General features: G+C 66.3%; 16 protein-coding genes. 8 read left to right on the forward strand and 8 right to left on the reverse strand.

Going from position 1 to position 15,234, the window contains the following annotated elements; genetic code table 11:
- Nucleotides 1–196: 196 nt before the first annotated feature.
- The 6 genes from BCR55_RS33945 to BCR55_RS20380 all read right to left on the reverse strand — a co-directional run bounded on the left by BCR55_RS33945 (nt 197) and on the right by BCR55_RS20380 (nt 6,122).
- The gene (locus BCR55_RS33945; RefSeq protein ID WP_065495673.1) at nt 197–880 is read right to left on the reverse strand and encodes an Imm50 family immunity protein; all 684 of its coding nucleotides are present in this window, start codon (nt 878–880) and stop codon (nt 197–199) included.
- A 251-nt stretch (nt 881–1,131) separates the two neighbouring features.
- Nucleotides 1,132–2,304 carry an FAD-binding oxidoreductase gene (locus BCR55_RS20360; RefSeq protein ID WP_065495675.1) on the reverse strand — a complete coding sequence of 391 codons (1,173 nt, stop codon included), beginning with the start codon at nt 2,302–2,304 and terminating at the stop codon, nt 1,132–1,134.
- A 133-nt stretch (nt 2,305–2,437) separates the two neighbouring features.
- Nucleotides 2,438–3,589 carry a branched-chain amino acid ABC transporter substrate-binding protein gene (locus BCR55_RS20365; RefSeq protein ID WP_065495676.1) on the reverse strand — a complete coding sequence of 384 codons (1,152 nt, stop codon included), beginning with the start codon at nt 3,587–3,589 and terminating at the stop codon, nt 2,438–2,440.
- A gap of 392 nt (nt 3,590–3,981) precedes the next feature.
- Nucleotides 3,982–4,173 (reverse strand): CsbD family protein, encoded by a 192-nt coding sequence (locus tag BCR55_RS20370; protein WP_065495678.1) that lies wholly within the window; start codon nt 4,171–4,173, stop codon nt 3,982–3,984.
- A gap of 210 nt (nt 4,174–4,383) precedes the next feature.
- Entirely contained in the window at nt 4,384–5,916 is a 1,533-nt protein-coding gene (locus BCR55_RS20375; protein WP_059940656.1) for a helix-turn-helix transcriptional regulator, read from the reverse strand.
- Nucleotides 5,913–6,122: a hypothetical protein gene (locus tag BCR55_RS20380; protein ID WP_065495680.1), complete on the reverse strand. Its 210-nt coding sequence runs from the start codon at nt 6,120–6,122 to the stop codon at nt 5,913–5,915. Before BCR55_RS20380 ends, BCR55_RS20375 begins: the two co-directional genes overlap by 4 nt.
- A gap of 386 nt (nt 6,123–6,508) precedes the next feature.
- Between BCR55_RS20380 and BCR55_RS33125 the strand changes: the two genes are divergently transcribed.
- From BCR55_RS33125 to BCR55_RS20390, 3 genes are read left to right on the forward strand one after another with little or no spacing between them, the layout of a single operon-like run.
- Nucleotides 6,509–6,670 (forward strand): hypothetical protein, encoded by a 162-nt coding sequence (locus BCR55_RS33125; RefSeq protein WP_006404440.1) that lies wholly within the window; start codon nt 6,509–6,511, stop codon nt 6,668–6,670.
- Nucleotides 6,671–6,728: 58 nt separating this feature from the next.
- On the forward strand, nt 6,729–7,076 hold the full coding sequence (locus tag BCR55_RS20385; RefSeq protein WP_006397771.1) for a BON domain-containing protein: 348 nt from the start codon (nt 6,729–6,731) through the stop codon (nt 7,074–7,076).
- Nucleotides 7,077–7,132: 56 nt separating this feature from the next.
- Complete coding sequence (locus tag BCR55_RS20390) at nt 7,133–7,330, forward strand: CsbD family protein (protein WP_006397770.1); 198 nt, start codon at nt 7,133–7,135, stop codon at nt 7,328–7,330.
- Nucleotides 7,331–7,557: 227 nt separating this feature from the next.
- Here the strand turns inward: BCR55_RS20390 and BCR55_RS20395 are convergent, their stop codons facing one another.
- The gene (locus tag BCR55_RS20395) at nt 7,558–8,586 is read right to left on the reverse strand and encodes a DUF1338 domain-containing protein (RefSeq protein ID WP_006411605.1); all 1,029 of its coding nucleotides are present in this window, start codon (nt 8,584–8,586) and stop codon (nt 7,558–7,560) included.
- A gap of 220 nt (nt 8,587–8,806) precedes the next feature.
- On the opposite strand from BCR55_RS20395, the gene BCR55_RS20400 reads away from it, so the two are divergent.
- The 4 genes from BCR55_RS20400 (at nt 8,807) to BCR55_RS20415 (ending at nt 13,135) form a co-directional block, all read left to right on the forward strand.
- A complete protein-coding gene (locus BCR55_RS20400) occupies nt 8,807–9,760 on the forward strand; it encodes a LysR family transcriptional regulator (protein WP_006404443.1) in 954 nt (317 codons plus the stop codon).
- 477 nt (nt 9,761–10,237) lie between these two features.
- On the forward strand, nt 10,238–11,866 hold the full coding sequence (locus BCR55_RS20405) for an NADP-dependent glyceraldehyde-3-phosphate dehydrogenase (RefSeq protein WP_065495682.1): 1,629 nt from the start codon (nt 10,238–10,240) through the stop codon (nt 11,864–11,866).
- Nucleotides 11,867–12,390: 524 nt separating this feature from the next.
- Nucleotides 12,391–12,711, forward strand: a complete 321-nt coding sequence (locus BCR55_RS20410; protein ID WP_006397763.1) for a hypothetical protein — start codon at nt 12,391–12,393, stop codon at nt 12,709–12,711.
- 103 nt (nt 12,712–12,814) lie between these two features.
- Nucleotides 12,815–13,135, forward strand: coding sequence for a DUF1330 domain-containing protein (locus tag BCR55_RS20415; RefSeq protein ID WP_006404446.1), 321 nt, complete (start codon nt 12,815–12,817; stop codon nt 13,133–13,135).
- A gap of 67 nt (nt 13,136–13,202) precedes the next feature.
- Here the strand turns inward: BCR55_RS20415 and BCR55_RS20420 are convergent, their stop codons facing one another.
- Nucleotides 13,203–14,036 carry an NAD(P)-dependent oxidoreductase gene (locus BCR55_RS20420; protein WP_006411618.1) on the reverse strand — a complete coding sequence of 278 codons (834 nt, stop codon included), beginning with the start codon at nt 14,034–14,036 and terminating at the stop codon, nt 13,203–13,205.
- A gap of 88 nt (nt 14,037–14,124) precedes the next feature.
- Between BCR55_RS20420 and BCR55_RS20425 the strand changes: the two genes are divergently transcribed.
- Nucleotides 14,125–15,228, forward strand: coding sequence for a LacI family DNA-binding transcriptional regulator (locus BCR55_RS20425; protein ID WP_006411614.1), 1,104 nt, complete (start codon nt 14,125–14,127; stop codon nt 15,226–15,228).
- Nucleotides 15,229–15,234: the final 6 nt, after the last annotated feature.

Here is a 15,234-nt window from a genome sequence, read left to right on the forward strand (position 1 = left end):
GCCGATTCTAATCGCAATGGCGGGGAGCGTCAAATGTCTTATGTCTTATATAAGAGTTGAAAGCCGGCGGAAACTGCGCCGGGCGCAATGGGTCGTTGCGGGGTTCGGGGGAATGGGGGCGGAGCGGGGGTAGCCGCGTCTGCCGGTGAGCGGCGCGCAGCAACGGGCGGCGGCCCCTTGCATCGCCACTCGTCGGTCAGTATGGATCGACGCGCGTCACCGACGCAGTACGGCAATTGAGTCGAATGTCGAAGCCGGTGGACGGAAACAGATCGATCTGCACACGGCCGTCGTCGCAACGGGAAAACCGCAGATGATGGATCCACGACGGGCACGCGACGTCTTCCGTCGAGAGTTCACTTCCATCGACGTGCTCGAAAAGGAACGTGATCCGCCATTGCCGCGCGCGGTCATCGTCATCGCGGCGAACGACCGCCCGAACCGTCAATTCCATATCGGTGTGGGCGCCGCCGGCCGATTCGACGCGCCGCAACGCGACCGCGATCAACTCGGCGTCGTGGAACCGCGGCCAATAGCCGAAGATTCGCGTGACGTCGCTCGCATTGACGACCGCCCGCTCGTCGGTTTCATCGTCGGCCGCCTCGCGGTCGGCTTCCCACAGGGCCTCGGGCAGCGTTTCGACGATCTGTTCCAGCTTCTTGATCAGGTGACGCTCCGCATCGTCGGGCGAACCGAAAAAATCGAGCACGACGGCTCCGGCGCCCGCGCGGCCAGAATACGACTCGCGGACGATCTCGTAGCCGTAGATGTACGTGCCGTCGTCGCGCCGGGTCAGCGAATAGCCGATGTCATAGGGTAGCCGGCGTGCGTTTTGCCGAACGTACCGGAATGTCTTCGCGTATAGCGGTCCGCGCCCCACCTTGCCCTCCGTTCTCGTCCGTTGCCGTCGGACAAATGCGTTTCTCGCTGTATGGTCGTGCGTCGGCGATTGCGTCGGCCGACGACGTCCGGCGCAATCGCAGAACCAACGCTAGCGTGCCACACGCCGCCGCGCGTCGCCAACCGCCCCTCCCGCTGCCCGCGAACCCACAGAAAAAAAGCCCGACACAGTCGGGCCAATGGGTAGAAACAAGGAGAATCCCGCCCGCCACACCGGGCGTTCCCGCCGCACTACACGACGTTCTTTTCGACGATCGGCCGGTTTTCGAGCACGCGCGACCAGCCGAGCGGCGACAGGTCGAGCGTCGCATAGCGGCCGCCGAGAATCAGTTCGCTGACGCCGCGGCCGGTCGCCGGGCCCTGCTGCAAGCCGTGGCCGCTATAGCCATTCGCGAACACGACATTGTCCAGATCGGGGTGATAGCCGATGATCGCGTTGTGATCGAAGACGTTGTATTCGTAATAGCCGGACCAGCAGTTTTCGACGCGCAGCGCCTCGAACCCGGGCACGCGATGCGCCAGCGTCGGCCAGATTACGTCGTCGAATAGCGCGTGATCGACCTCGTCGAGCGGCAGATCGTCCGGATCGTTGTCCGCGCTCGGCGACGTGCCGCAGATATACGTGCGCCCTTCCGGCCGGAAATACACGCCGGTCGGATCGATCAGCAGCGGGCAGTCGGCGAGCTTCGCCGGCGACGATACGTTGAAGATGCTGCGGCGCCGCGCGTACACGGGGATGTCGATCCCCATCATCGCGGACAGCGCACGCGTCCACGCGCCGGCCGCATTGACCAGCGTGTCGCACGCGTAGCGCTCGCCGTCGTTCGTGACGACGTGCGTGATCCTGCGGCCGTCGCGCACGACGCCCGTCACGTCGGAGGCGACGTAGCGCGCGCCGAGCGCCTGCGCCTTCTTGCGCAGCGCCTGCACGAGCCCGTAGCCGTCGAACCAGCCTTCGCCGCTGGCGCCGTACGCGCCCGACATGAGATCGTCGACGTTCAGCCAGGGGAACTTCGCGCGCAGCGCGTCGCGGTCCATCAGCCGGATATCGGCGCCGAGGCGCGTCTGCAGCGCATGGTTCTCGCGCAGCGTCGCGTCGCCGGCCGGCGTCGCGAGAAACAGGTAGCCGCCTTCGTGCAGATCGATCGACGGCCGGTTGCCGTCCACTTCGAGCCGCTCGCCGAGCGTGCGCAGAAACTCGATCCCGAACAGCGACATCTCGATCGACAGCGGCGTCGAAAACTGCTGCCGGATCGAGGCGGCCGACAGTGCCGACGACGACTTCGCGTACGACGGATCGCGCTCGATGACGGTCACGGCGACCGTCGGATCGGTGGCGCGCAGAAAGTAGGCGATCGAGCTGCCGATCACGCCACCGCCGACGATGACGATTTGAGAACTCACGACTGACTCCGGTTTGACGTAAAAGGCGCGACCGGCCGGCCGCGCCCGAAAGAGGTTGAGCTCGCGTCCGCGTCCGGTCGCCGACGGTATTTCAGCATGTCCGTCGGCGCCGCGAAAGCGGCGCGCGGCGCGTTCAGTCCGCCGATTTCGTCGTGACGGGCTGCCACGCGGCGTTCTTCACTTCGTAGAGCGTCGAGCTCGGATTCTTGAGGTCGCCCGTCTCGGTGAACGCGATCGTGCCGGTGATGCCGTCGTACTGCGTGCGCTTGAGCGCCGCATTGAAATCGGCCGGCTTCGTCGAGTTCGCCTTCTGCATCGCGTTGATCGCGATCCACGTCGCGTCGTACGCGAACGGCGCATACGCGAGCATGTCGACGCCGTACTTCTGCTTGAATTTCGTCTCGAACAGCTTGCCCTTCGCGAGTCGCGACAGCGGCTGTCCGTACTCCCACACGGCCGCGCCTTCCGCCGCACTGCCGGCGAGCTTGATGAAGTTCGCGTTCATCACGCCGCCGCCCGCGAGGAACTGCGCGCGAATGCCGAGCTGGCGCATCCGCTTCACCAGCATGGCGGACTGCGCGTCCAATCCGCCGAAAAACACCAGATCGGCGTTCACGCTCTTGATCTTCGTGAGCTGCGCGCTGAAGTCGACGGCCTTGTCGTTCGTGAATTCGCGCGCGACGATCGTGCCGCCGTTCGCCTTCACGGCCTTCTCGAACTCGTCGGCCTCGCCCTGGCCGAACGCGGTGCGATCGTCGATGATCGCGATGCGCTTGGCCTTCGTGATGCTCGCCGCATACGCGCCCGCGTTGCCGGCGTTCTGCGTGTCGGTCGCGATCACGCGATAGACGGTGCCGAGGCCCGCGCGCGTGATGTCCGGATTGGTCGCCGACGGCGTGATCATCGGAATGCCGGCCTTCGCGTAGATCTTCGAGGCGGGCAGCGTCGTGCCCGAGTTGAAGTGGCCGATCACGACCGCGACCTGCCCGTCCGTCAGCTGCTGCGCGGCCTGTACGCCGATGCGCGGATCGCTCTGGTCGTCCTGCGACGTCACGACGAACTTCACCGGCTTGCCGCCGATCGTCGTGCGCGCCGCGTTCGCTTCGTCCACGGCCATCCGCACGCCGTTCTCGAGGTCCTTCCCGTATGCGGCGCCGCCGCCCGTCAGCGGCACGGCTACGCCGACCTTGACGATCGCTTCCTGCGCATGGGCCGCGCCCGTCGGGAGCGCGAGGTTCGCAACGGTCAGCGCGGCGGCGGAAAGCAGGCGGAGGCGGAACGTCATCGGGGCAGTCCTCTTGTTCTGAGCGTCGAAATGCGACGCGCGGCTGCGCGTCGGCGCGCCTCCCGCGCGTCGACCGAGCGGTCTGCGGTCCGGTCTCCGGGGACCTTTCACCGCGAGGGAGGTGAAAGGATTGTGGGTAGCCAATACCCGAGCGGCAAACGAAATATCGGAACTATGTTGTGCGTAATCGTCATCAAGTCACGATGGCGCGACCGCCCGCGCGGCACGCGTCGGCTGACTGCCGACGAATCGACGAAACGCCTGCCGCGCGCCGGCGCCGGGCTGCGCAGCGGTGCCGAATCGCGCCGGTCATGCGAACGCGGCATCGAGCCGCGCCGCGTCGCCGCGCACGAGCGTGAGCCGCGCGCGGCGCCGCGGGTCACGCCTGCGCATCAGTCGCGTTCGCGATTCGCGCGCGAGCGCAGCGCATCGGCCGCTTCGCCGGCCTGCTCCTGCATGCGGCCGGCCTTCTGCTCGGCCACGCCTTGCGCTTCGGTCTCGCGGTCGCCGGTCACCTTGCCGAGCGCTTCCTTGACCGAACCGCGAATCTGCTTGCGCCTGCCTTCGATGCGATTTCTATCCATCGTCGTCTCCCGTAATGTTCGACCTAGAGCCGACGGGCGCGGCACGCCGGCGCCGCGCCGTCGAACGGACAGGATCGCAAACGCCCGCCGCCTGCGTCAGATGCGGATGCACCAGCGCGTCTGGTGCATCCGCACCCGACCGTGGCGCCGCGCACCGTGCGCACGGCACCGCGGACCGCGCGCCGGCATCGCGCGGCGCGGCGCGGTCGCTCAGTCGTCGTCGCGCTTCGCGCCCTTGTCGCCGCGCGCGCCATTCATGTCGACGGAACCGACGATCCCGCGTTCGCGCGCCCAGACGATCGCTTCGCCGCGGCTATGCACGTCGAGCTTCGCGTAGATCGTCGCGACGTGATTGCGCACCGTGTTCGGCGCGAGCCCGAGACGGCCCGCGATCTCCTTGTCCGCGAGGCCGTGGCACAACAGATCGAACACGTCGCGCTCGCGCGCGGTCAGATCCGACAATTGCGCGCCGGCGTCCGGCGCATTTGCGCGGCGCACGTTCGCGAGCTTCTCGATCAGCGTGCGGCTGAACCACGACGCGTCCTGCATCGCGGTCTCGATCGCATAGACGAGCTCCATTTCCGTACGCTTGCGATCGCTGATGTCGAGCAGCGCGATCAGCAGGCAGTCCTGTCCGTGGATCGCGACCGAATCGGCGGAGACCACGCAATCGCGCACGTCGCCGTCGCGCGTGCGGATCTGCACGTCCGCGTTGCGCACGATGCCGTCCTTCGCGAGCTGCGCGTCGATGCGCTGCCGCGCGCCGCGCTCGGCCCACAGACCGATCTCGTCCGCGGCCTTGCCGAGCAGTTCCTCCTGCGGATGGCCCGTCATCGCAACGAACGCATCGTTCACGTCGAGCAGTTCGAAGCGGTCCGCCGTGACGATCGCAGTCGCGACCGGCGCCATCCGGAACGCGGTCGCGAAGCGCTCCTCGCTCTGCCGCAACGCGCGCTCCGCGAGCTTGCGCGGCTCCAGATCCATGAACGTAAACAGCATGCACGCTTCGCCGTTCATGTCGATCGGCTGGCCGGCCACGACGACCGCGTTCGGTGTGCCGTCCGCGCGCTTGAGCACGGCCTCCATCTGCGGAATCGTCGCGCCTTCGGTCAAGCGCTCGATCGCGAGTTCGCGCCGCTCGGCCTGCTCGAGCACGTCGACTTCGTAGACGGAGCGCCCGAGCACGTCGTCGCGCGTATGGCCCGTCATGTCGAGAAAGCCCTGATTCACCTTCACGTAACGCAGATCCTCGAGCCGGCAGATCACGGCCGGCGCCGGGTTCGCGTTGAACGTGCGCTCGAAGCGCTCCTCCGCGCTCGCCCACTCGGTCGCGTCGTGCAGCACGAGCGCGAGACAGTCGGGCTCGCCCGCCGCATTCGTCAGCACGAGGCTGCGGATCCGGTGTACCCAGGTAACGTTGTCGTCGGCGGCCGATTCGACCTCGACCGTCACGTCGCTGAATTCTTCGCCGGCGATCACGCGGTCCATCGGATAGTGGCCGTCGCGTACCGGATGATTGTTCCGGTAGCGCAGCCGGAAACGCTCGCGATACTCGGTGACGTTGTCGCCGAGTGCCTTCAGCTCGGTCACGCCGTGCATCGCGAGGGCGGCCTCGTTCGCCCAGACGATGCGTTGATCGGGTTCGATCAGAATCACGCCCTCGGTAAGGCCCGCGATGATCTGATGCAGCTGGCGTCTGTCGGTATGCGACTTCAGCGCCTGTTCGTTTACTTGCTCGTTCATCGAATGGTTATCCCGTCGTCAGCCTGGCCATCGGCCGGCGCCTGTTGCCGCACGCGCAGGCCGGCGCATGCGGCGGCGTTCGCGTGCAGCGCAGCCTGCGCGATACACGCGTGTCTGTTCACGCCGATGACGGCCTGCGCGGCGACCGCGCAGCCGTCGGCCGCAGCGGCGATGCGCCGCGCCTCTTTCCGCTCGCTCGTCGCCACGCATGAAATTTGCGAAACAGGAGGAACGCGTCTTGCGACTGCATTGCCGCGTCGTTTGTCGCGGCCGTCGCTACACGGGCCGTGCGCGTCGTCTGCGCCGACATCGGTTGGGCAGACGCGCGTTCGCGAGCCCGTCATCGGCATGAACAGGCGTAGCCGCAATAGTAACCGCGCGCGGCGCACGGACCGTGCGGCAGTCCGCCGTTCGGCGCGCCGACGCACCGATCGGCCGCGCACGACGCATCGGGGCCAGGCACTTTTCCCGTGCAAACGCACTAGTCGATCAGGTGAATTTGCGCGATGCCGGGCCGTTCGCGCATCGGTACGCTGGAGTTGCATCGGCGCTCACGCGCTGCCACCCGACATTCAAGGAGAGGAGTACGACGATGAAGCTGCATCAGACACCCGATCCGACGCCGCAGGAACCGCCGGATCATCCGCCCGAGCCGGCGCCGGGCACCGACCCGCCGGTCCCGCTGCCGCCCGACATTCCGCGGCCGGACATGCCGCCGCGCGAGCCCGGCTACGACACGCCGATCGCGCAATGACGCGTTGCGCGTCACGCTGCCGTCACGTTTTTTTCACGTCAACCAAGGGAGAACATCAATGAACAAGCCCCAACACCTTTCGACGCTGCTCGCCGCCAGCGCGGCCTTTCTGCTCGGCGCTGCGCCGCTGAGCAATGCGTACGCACAGGCTTCGGCCACGGGCGACACGAAGGCCGAGTCGAATCAGCCCGTCACCGATACGTGGATCACGACGAAGGTGAAGAGCGAACTCGCGACGACCGATGGCGTGAAGAGCATGGATATCGACGTCAAGACGGTCGACGGCGTCGTCACGCTGACCGGCGTGCTGCCGACCAAGATCGCGGTGAAGAAGGCGATTGCCGTCACGCGTTCGATCAAGGGCGTCAAGCACGTCGATGCATCCGGCCTGAAGGCGAAGGCCTGACCTCCGCGCGGCGAGCGGCCGCGCCTTTTTTCCGCCACGACACCAAGGAGCGCACGATGAACGAAGACAAGATCAAGGGTCAATGGAAGCAGCTCACCGGCAAGCTGAAGGCAAAGTGGGGCAAGCTGACCGATGACGATCTCGCGGTCGCTGAAGGCAATCGCGACTATCTGGTCGGCAAGATCCAGGAGCGTTACGGGATCGCGCGCGACGAAGCCGAACGCCAGCTGACCGATTTCGACCGCGAGCTGTAATCGCGCGTTGAAACAAACCGGCCGCGGCGCCGTGAGCGCCGCGGTCATTCGTCAGGAGGACGAGATGGGCAAATACCTGATCGCGTGGCTGCTCGGCGTGCCGGCCGGACTGCTGGTGCTGTTCTACCTGTTCACGCACCTGTTCTGACGACGCGGCCGCGTATGCGATAGCGTCGTTTCCGCCGCCGACGCGGCCGCTCGCGCGCCACGCGGCGCGCGTTTCGCGTTTACCGCGACGCGTTCGCCGTCATCTTGAAGATGCCCTGCGCGTTGCCCGCATCGAAGCGCAGGTCGGTGACCCAGCGGCGCTGCGCCTGATCGAACGTACGCCGGCGCGTGATGAATTCGTAGAAGGAACCCGGCACGTTGCGCTTGACGATGCCGCCGTCGCGCGTGCGGAACTCGCGCTCGACGATGTCGGCGCGGTACGCGGTCTGGAACACGCGGCCCGAGCGCGAGCGCTCGACTTCCGGCTTCATCGGCCGGCCCTTCGCCTTTTCTTCGTCGGACAGCGCGAATACGTCGGCGACGCGATCGGTCGCATGGTTGAACGCGTTGCCTTCCGTCGCGATCCACGCCATCTCGGCGGATTCGAGCAGCAGCGTCTCGTAGTCGAGCTCGCTCGGCACGTCGTGCTGGCGCGCGAACGCGCCGACGATCGCGGGCAGCAGGTCGTGCGCGGCGTCGAGCGGCAGCCAGCCCTCGCGCTCGACTTCCCACAGCAGCGCGACGGCGGCCGGCGACAGCGGATCGCGCGACGAACCGATCACGTTTGTCACAGCCTGCTGGAACTCCTTCGAGAAACGCTCCGGATGCAGTTCGCTGACGAAGAACTGCGCGATCTCGTCGGGCGCGTCCTCGTGCGCATACGCGCGCCCCGTCATCCCCAGCTTGTCGAGCGGATAGCGGCCGTTCAGCCGGAAGCCGAGCGGACGCAGAATGCGCGTGAACGCCGCTTCGCCCGGCGGCAACGCGCCGTTGTGCGGCCAGCGCACCGTGCGCAGCGCGCCGTGATCGAAATACACGGAGCCGCCCTTTTCGACCGCTTCCGCCGTGTAGGCGCGGCCGTTCGGCGAACGCTCGAGCAGCCCTTCGAACAGCGCCATGTTCATCGCCTGCGCGATTTCGGCGCGCGTGACGACGCCGGTTTCCCATTCGTCGAAGATGGACGGCATGTTGAGGGTCGCGAACAGCGCGTCGGTTTTCGCCTGTCCCAGCAGCTTCGTCAGCAGGCTGTCGATATTCGGATTGCGCATCAGGATCTCTCGTGTCGGATCGGCCGGCGCGGCGCAGCCGGCAAAACGGGGCGGGCCGGCAGCCGCGCGGGCGCCGGGCCTTGCGTGGGATGCATTATTCAAAGGGTTGCAGCGGTGCGTAAAGCGAGATTAAATTGACACGTAATGAGTTTTTGGAATTATTCGCGGGCCGCCGCCCTGTCGTTCGGGGCGCTTCCGTCGATCAGACGAATCGAGCATCATGCGCAAATTCAAGATCCCGAACATGGGCGCGCTCGTGGCCTTCGAAGCGGCCGCGCGTCATGAAAGCTTCACGCACGCGGCCAAGGAACTGTTCCTGACCGAAAGCGCCGTCTCGCGGCAGATCGCGACGCTCGAATCGAGCCTCGGCGTGCGGCTGTTCGCACGCGTGAAGCAGCGCGTCGTACTCACGCGCGCGGGCAAGCTCTACGGCACGCAGGTGCGGCGCGCGCTCGAGGCGCTCGATCGCGACACGCTGTCGATCATCGCGCACGGCAGCGGCGGCGGGTATCTGGAACTCGCCGTGCTGCCGACGTTCGCGTCGCACTGGCTGATTCCGCGCATCAAGAGCTTCTACGATCGCACGCCGGACGTGCGCGTGAACATGGGCAGCCGCACCGATCTGTTCTCGTTCGAGGACACCCATTTCGAAGCGGCGATCCACTACGGAAAGCCGACCTGGCCGGGCACGTCGTCCGACTATCTGTTCGGCGAGGAAGTCGTGCCGATCTGCTCGCCGGCGCTGCTCGACGGGCCCGTGACGCGTGTCGACGACCTGCTTGCGTATCCGCTGCTGCACTCGACGACGCGCCCCGGCGCGTGGGCGCAGTGGTTCGAGGCGCACGGCGTCGAGGACATCCGCACGATGCAGGGCGTGCGCTACGAACTGCATACGATGCTGATCAGCGCCGCGGCGGCGGGCCTCGGCGTCGCGCTCGTGCCGAAGTTCTTCGTCGAAGGGCAGCTGCAGCAGCTCGGGCTCGTCGTGCCGTGCGACGCCGCGACGGTGGGCGACTCGGCGTACTACCTCGTATATCCGACGGAGTTCAGTCACAGCAAGCCGCTGGAGTTGTTTCGCGCATGGCTGCTCGAACAGGCGAGCGCTTATGCGGCGCCGCGGCACGACGCCGTGACGGTGGAGACCGATGCGGAGGATGACGAGGATGTCGAGTAGCAGCGCGATGCGCGGGCATCCGGACCAGCCGGCGCGCCCCTGGTCCGGCGCGCGCCGGGCCGGGTAATCCCGACCCGGCGCTCCGGGCAGCCGACCTCGCTTCGGCAGCGCGGCGGCACTTTCGTCGTTCACTGCGTCTTTTCTCTCAGGTTCCGTGCATTTTTTACTTGGCCGCGCGGCGCCATTATCGCCCCAAATCGGGCAATGTCAAACGTTTGCGCACCGCAAAAACGCCTTATCCCCGGCATGACGACACACTCTTACATTTTTCTTTCGCGAGATGCGAATCCGCGCGGCGCGGCTTGCATTCGATGTGACGTTCCTTTTTAATGGAACTGGTTCCATTCCGTGTTTCGGCCGAGGTTTCGCGTGACGCGCCACGCTGCGCGCGTCATCATGCCGATTCAGGATCGAGGATCGTTCAGCTCAGGATTCCGCATCGCCCGTCCTTCCGGACACCCGTCAAACGAGACCGTCATGCCCGATTCCGCTTCCCTGCAGCAGTTGTTTCCCGCCCTCGACCAGATTCCCGCCGAATTCCGGCCGAGTGCGCCGATCCACCAGCGCGTGTCGCTCGTCGACGGCGAGCTGCGACCGTGGGATGGCGCGACCAAAACCGTGCTGTCGCCGGTATGCGCCCGGCAGCCGGACGGCAGCGTCGAGCAGGTCGAGATCGGCAGTTATCCGGTGATGGGCGAAGCGGAAAGCGACGCGGCGCTCGACGCCGCCGTGCGTGCGTATGACGCCGGCCGCGGCGAGTGGCCGACGATGAAGGTCGAGCAGCGCATCGCGTGCATGCAGGACTTCATCAAGCGGATGGTCGCGCAGCGCGAGCTCGTCGTGAACCTGATCATGTGGGAAATCGGCAAGAGCCTCGCCGACTCGCAGAAGGAATTCGATCGCACCGTCACGTACATGACGCAGACGATCGAGGCGCTGAAGGAGCTCGACAACGCGAACTCGCGCTTCGTGATCGCCGAAGGCACGATCGGCCAGATCCGCCGCACGCCGCTCGGCGTCGTGCTGTGCATGGGGCCGTACAACTATCCGCTGAACGAGACGTTCGCGACGCTGATCCCCGCGCTGCTGATGGGCAATACCGTCGTGTTCAAGCCGCCGCAGTACGGCACGCTGCTGTTCGAGCCGCTGCTCGAAGCGTTCCGCGACGCGTTCCCGAAGGGCGTGATCAACACGATCTACGCACCGGGCGCGGTGGTCGTGCCGCACATGCTCGCGTCGGGCAAGATCAACGTGCTCGCGCTGATCGGTTCGAGCAAGGTCGCCGACCATCTGAAGAAACAGCATCCGAAATCGCATCGGCTGCGCGCGATCCTCGGCCTGGACGCGAAGAACGCGGCGATCGTGCTGCCCGACGCCGATCTCGACCTGACCGTCAAGGAATGCCTGCTCGGCGCGCTGTCGTTCAACGGGCAGCGCTGTACCGCGCTGAAGATGCTGCTCGTGCACCGCTCGATCGTCGACGAATTCCTCAAGCGCTTCACCGCCGCGCTCGAGCAGCTGAAGATCGGCATGCCATGGGAGAAAGGCGTATCGATCACGCCGCTGCCGGGCATGCATCGCACCGCCTACATGACCGACGCGATCGACGATGCGAAGGCGAAGGGCGCGCAGGTCGTCAACGAATCGGGCGGCGTGTTCTGCAAGACGCTGTTCTATCCGGCCGTCGTCTATCCGGTCGCCGAAGGGATGAAGCTGTATCGCGAGGAGCAGTTCGGGCCGATCATTCCGGTCGCGCCGTTCGACGACGTCGAGACGGCGCTCGACTACGTGACGACGTCCGAGCATGGCCAGCAGGTCAGCATCTTCGGATCCGACCCGGCACAGATCGGCGCACTCGTCGATCCGCTCGTGAACCAGGTGTGCCGCGTGAACATCAACTGCCAGTGTCAGCGCGGCCCCGACGTGTTCCCGTTCGCCGGCCGCAAGGATTCGGCCGAAGGCACGCTGTCCGTGACCGACGCGCTGCGCGCATTCTCGATTCGCTCGATGGTCGCCGCGAAGCAAACGGAAAGCAGCAAGCAGTTGCTCGATACGATCGTGTCCGATCACCACTCGAAGTTCATCAACACCGGTTTCATCTTCTGACTCCGACGCGCGCGTCGTCTTGCGCGCACCCGATCCGCTGCACGCCGCGTGCTGCGGATTTTTTTTGTCCGACGGATGCGGCGACGCGCGGCGCCGTTCGCTGCACACGCGCCGTCTCGCCGATGAAACATCGCGGCGTCTGCGCCGCAGCGTACGCGCGTCGATACGGCACCGGTTGCGCGTGTGTGCGTCCGTGCCGAAACGTCGCGTGCCTCTCGTGTCGACGTTACGTTACATGCGTGAAGCATTTCGCGATGTCGCACGCACGCGCGCGTCAAACGACGCGCCTCGTCGCGCACGGCCGTGTACGCGCGTTTCGGCGCGCGACCCGCGCCGGGCGGGCCGCGCAGCCCGCTCGCGCACGGCTTGCGCGCGTCGCGCCGCCAGCGTATCGCGACGCTGGTACGGAATCTGCATCCTGCTGAAGGAAACGCCGCGCCGCCACCGCGCGCGGTGCGATCCCGCGATCGCGCGCCGCCGCCATGCGCCGCGTGCCGTCGATCCGAGCCAGCAACGAGGTCATCATGGATGCGCTGCCGAATTCGTCCGATACATCGTTCCAGATCTTTCTCGCGAAACTGCTGGAACAGCCGCTGCCCGAGTGGACCGAGAAACAGCAGATGGAACTGGAGATGGCGCGCGCGCTGTCGACCGAGATGGTGCGTCTCGCGGAAAGCCTGCGCGGCAGCACCGATCTCGCACGCTGCCTCGTGCTGCTGCGCTATTCGAAGGTGCTCGACTTCATCCTGACGTCGCTCGCTGCGCGCCGCGACATCCATCCGCAGACGCTGCGCACGCTGTTCCGGCTCGCCAACCTGAAAGTCGACGACGCCTATCCGGTCTGAACCGGGTGCATTCTCATTACGTCGCAGGTAATCGACGCGCGACGCCGCGCGGCCGATCATCGCTCCATCGCCCACCGAACCGCATCATGCGAAGGAGCCCCTCATGACCGCCTATGCCATCGCTCACCTGCACGACGTCGAGATGTGCGACGACATCGTCGAATACCTGGAGCGCATCGACGACACGCTCGCGCCGTTCGGCGGCCGCTTCGCGATTCACGGCGCACGGCCCGACGTGCGCGAGGGCACGTGGCACGGCGACCTGATCGCCATCGCGTTCGCGGACATGACAACCGCGCGCGCGTGGTACGAGTCGGACGCGTATCGGCAGATCCAGCCGCTGCGCGCACGACATGCGAGCGGGCCACTGATCCTGATCGACGGCGTCGACGAACATCACAAGGCGACCGACATCCTGCGCTGACGCGCTGCACCGATCGCCGCGGCAGCGCAGCGATCGCGCACCCCGCGGCCGCTTTATCGGCGCGGCTTCACGCGCGCCGCTCCATCGGCTCGCCGACGACGAACGCGCCGCCCTGGAACCGCTGCGCGGGATCGTCGTAATCGGCCGTCGGCGCGGCGATCGGGAACAGGCCGGCGAACTGCGCGGAGCTGTCGCGCGGCCGGAAGCCGAGAAAGCCGGCCTTCGTGTTGTCCCACCACTTCACCGGGTTGTCGGACACGCCGTACACGATCGCGTGTCCGACGCGGTTCGTCAGCAGCGAGCAGCGCACGAGCTCGATGAAGTCGCGATAGCTGAGGAACGTGACGAGCATGCGCGGATTCTTCGGCTCCTCGAACGACGAACCGATCCGCAGGCACACCGTCTCGATCCCGAAGCGATCGAAGTAGTAGCGCGACAGCGCCTCGCCGAAGCATTTCGTCACGCCGTACAGGCTGTCCGGGCGCTGCGGCGCATCGGCGTCGAGCACTTCGGTGACGGGATGGAAGCCGATCGCATGGTTCGAGCTCGCGAACACGATCCGCTTCACGCCGTGCCGGCGCGCGGCTTCGTAAATGTTGTACGTGCCGGTGATGTTGGCACCGACCAGATCGTCGAACGGCGCATCCACCGAGATGCCGCCGAGATGCACGATCGCGTCGACGCCCTCGACGAGATGCATCACGGCCGGCCGGTCGGCCAGGTCGACGACCTGCGTTTCTTCGTGTGCAGCGGCTTCGCCGAGCGACGCGATGTCGCTGACGCGCACGATGTCGGCCCATTCCGCGAGCGCGCCGCGCAGCTGGCGGCCGAGGTTGCCGGCCGCGCCCGTCAGCAGCAGGCGCCGGAACGGTTTGCGCGTACCGGTGGTTGAGGCGTTCATCGAATCTCCTTGAATCGGTTGTTGCGGTTGAATCGCTTTGAGGCGGAAAACGTTTTCCAACTATACGCGGGACAAATTCGGCGCGTCAATGGCGAATGCGGTTCGGCCGCATCCGCATTTTCCCGAGCGGGCGCGGCGTGTCTTGCACGCATTTTTTCTGCCACAATCCGCGTTATCGCAAGAAAACGTTACCCTTCGAATGAAAAAAGTTTCCCCGACGATCCGGGACGTCGCCGCGGAAGCCGGCGTATCGGTCGCGACGGTGTCGAAGTATGTGAACGGCACGCAGCGCTTTTCGCCGAGCGTCGAGGCGCGGCTCAAGGAAGCGATCGAGCGGCTCGGCTATCGGTCGAATCCGCTCGCGCGCTCGATGATCACCGGCCGCACGCGCACGATCGGCCTCGTCATCCTCGACATCAGCAACCCGCACTTCACGAACGTCGTGAAAGGCGCGAACCGCGTCGCCCTGCAGCATGACTACACGCTGCTGCTCGTCGATACCGAGGAAAACCAGGCGCGCGAACGCTCGCTGATCGAGGCGCTCGCGCAGCGCGTCGACGGGCTGATCGTCAGCACGCGAATGCCCGACGAAGAAGCGGGCTGGATGCTCGATTTGCACAAGCCGCTCGTGCTGCTGCGGCGCAGCCCGGGCCTGCCGATTCCGAGCGTCGGCATCGACAATCGGCTGTCGACGTACATGCTCGCGCGTCATCTGCTGAACCTCGGACACACGCGTATCGCCTATCTCGGCTTCGGGCCCGCGCGCGTGAACGACGAGCGGATCGAAGGCGCACGCGACTGTCTCGCGGAAGCCGGCCTGACGCTCGACGTCTACGATGCGCACGCGCCGACCGCCGAAGCCGGCGAGCGCGCCTGCTCGCGCGTGATGCTCGGGCCGCAGCGGCCGCAGGCCGTGATCTGCTACAACGACCTGATCGCGCTCGGCTTCATGAAGGAAGCGGCGTCGCTCGGTTTCCGGCTGCCGCAGGACGTCTCCGTCACCGGCGTCGACAACGTGCCGTACGGCGAATACGCGGCGCCCGCGCTGACCACCGTCGACATCCAGAGCGAGAACATGGGCGAACTCGCGATGCAAAAGCTGATCGATGCGCTCGCGGGCCGCACCGACGCGAGCTACTCGACGTTCGAGCCGCGGCTGATCGTGCGCGCATCGACGGCGCCGGCCGCGTGAAGTGGC

Source organism: Burkholderia sp. CCA53 (assembly GCF_001685525.1).
Taxonomy (GTDB): domain Bacteria; phylum Pseudomonadota; class Gammaproteobacteria; order Burkholderiales; family Burkholderiaceae; genus Burkholderia; species Burkholderia multivorans.

Coding starts and splice junctions, on each gene's coding strand:
- BCR55_RS20365 (WP_065495676.1), bottom strand. CDS start 3,589: ATGACGTTCCGCCTCCGCCTGCTTTCCGCCGCCGCGCTGACCGTTGCG.
- BCR55_RS20370 (WP_065495678.1), bottom strand. CDS start 4,173: ATGGATAGAAATCGCATCGAAGGCAGGCGCAAGCAGATTCGCGGTTCG.
- BCR55_RS20375 (WP_059940656.1), bottom strand. CDS start 5,916: ATGAACGAGCAAGTAAACGAACAGGCGCTGAAGTCGCATACCGACAGA.
- BCR55_RS33125 (WP_006404440.1), top strand. CDS start 6,509: ATGAAGCTGCATCAGACACCCGATCCGACGCCGCAGGAACCGCCGGAT.
- BCR55_RS20385 (WP_006397771.1), top strand. CDS start 6,729: ATGAACAAGCCCCAACACCTTTCGACGCTGCTCGCCGCCAGCGCGGCC.
- BCR55_RS20390 (WP_006397770.1), top strand. CDS start 7,133: ATGAACGAAGACAAGATCAAGGGTCAATGGAAGCAGCTCACCGGCAAG.
- BCR55_RS20395 (WP_006411605.1), bottom strand. CDS start 8,586: ATGCGCAATCCGAATATCGACAGCCTGCTGACGAAGCTGCTGGGACAG.
- BCR55_RS20400 (WP_006404443.1), top strand. CDS start 8,807: ATGCGCAAATTCAAGATCCCGAACATGGGCGCGCTCGTGGCCTTCGAA.
- BCR55_RS20405 (WP_065495682.1), top strand. CDS start 10,238: ATGCCCGATTCCGCTTCCCTGCAGCAGTTGTTTCCCGCCCTCGACCAG.
- BCR55_RS20410 (WP_006397763.1), top strand. CDS start 12,391: ATGGATGCGCTGCCGAATTCGTCCGATACATCGTTCCAGATCTTTCTC.
- BCR55_RS20415 (WP_006404446.1), top strand. CDS start 12,815: ATGACCGCCTATGCCATCGCTCACCTGCACGACGTCGAGATGTGCGAC.
- BCR55_RS20420 (WP_006411618.1), bottom strand. CDS start 14,036: ATGAACGCCTCAACCACCGGTACGCGCAAACCGTTCCGGCGCCTGCTG.
- BCR55_RS20425 (WP_006411614.1), top strand. CDS start 14,125: ATGGCGAATGCGGTTCGGCCGCATCCGCATTTTCCCGAGCGGGCGCGG.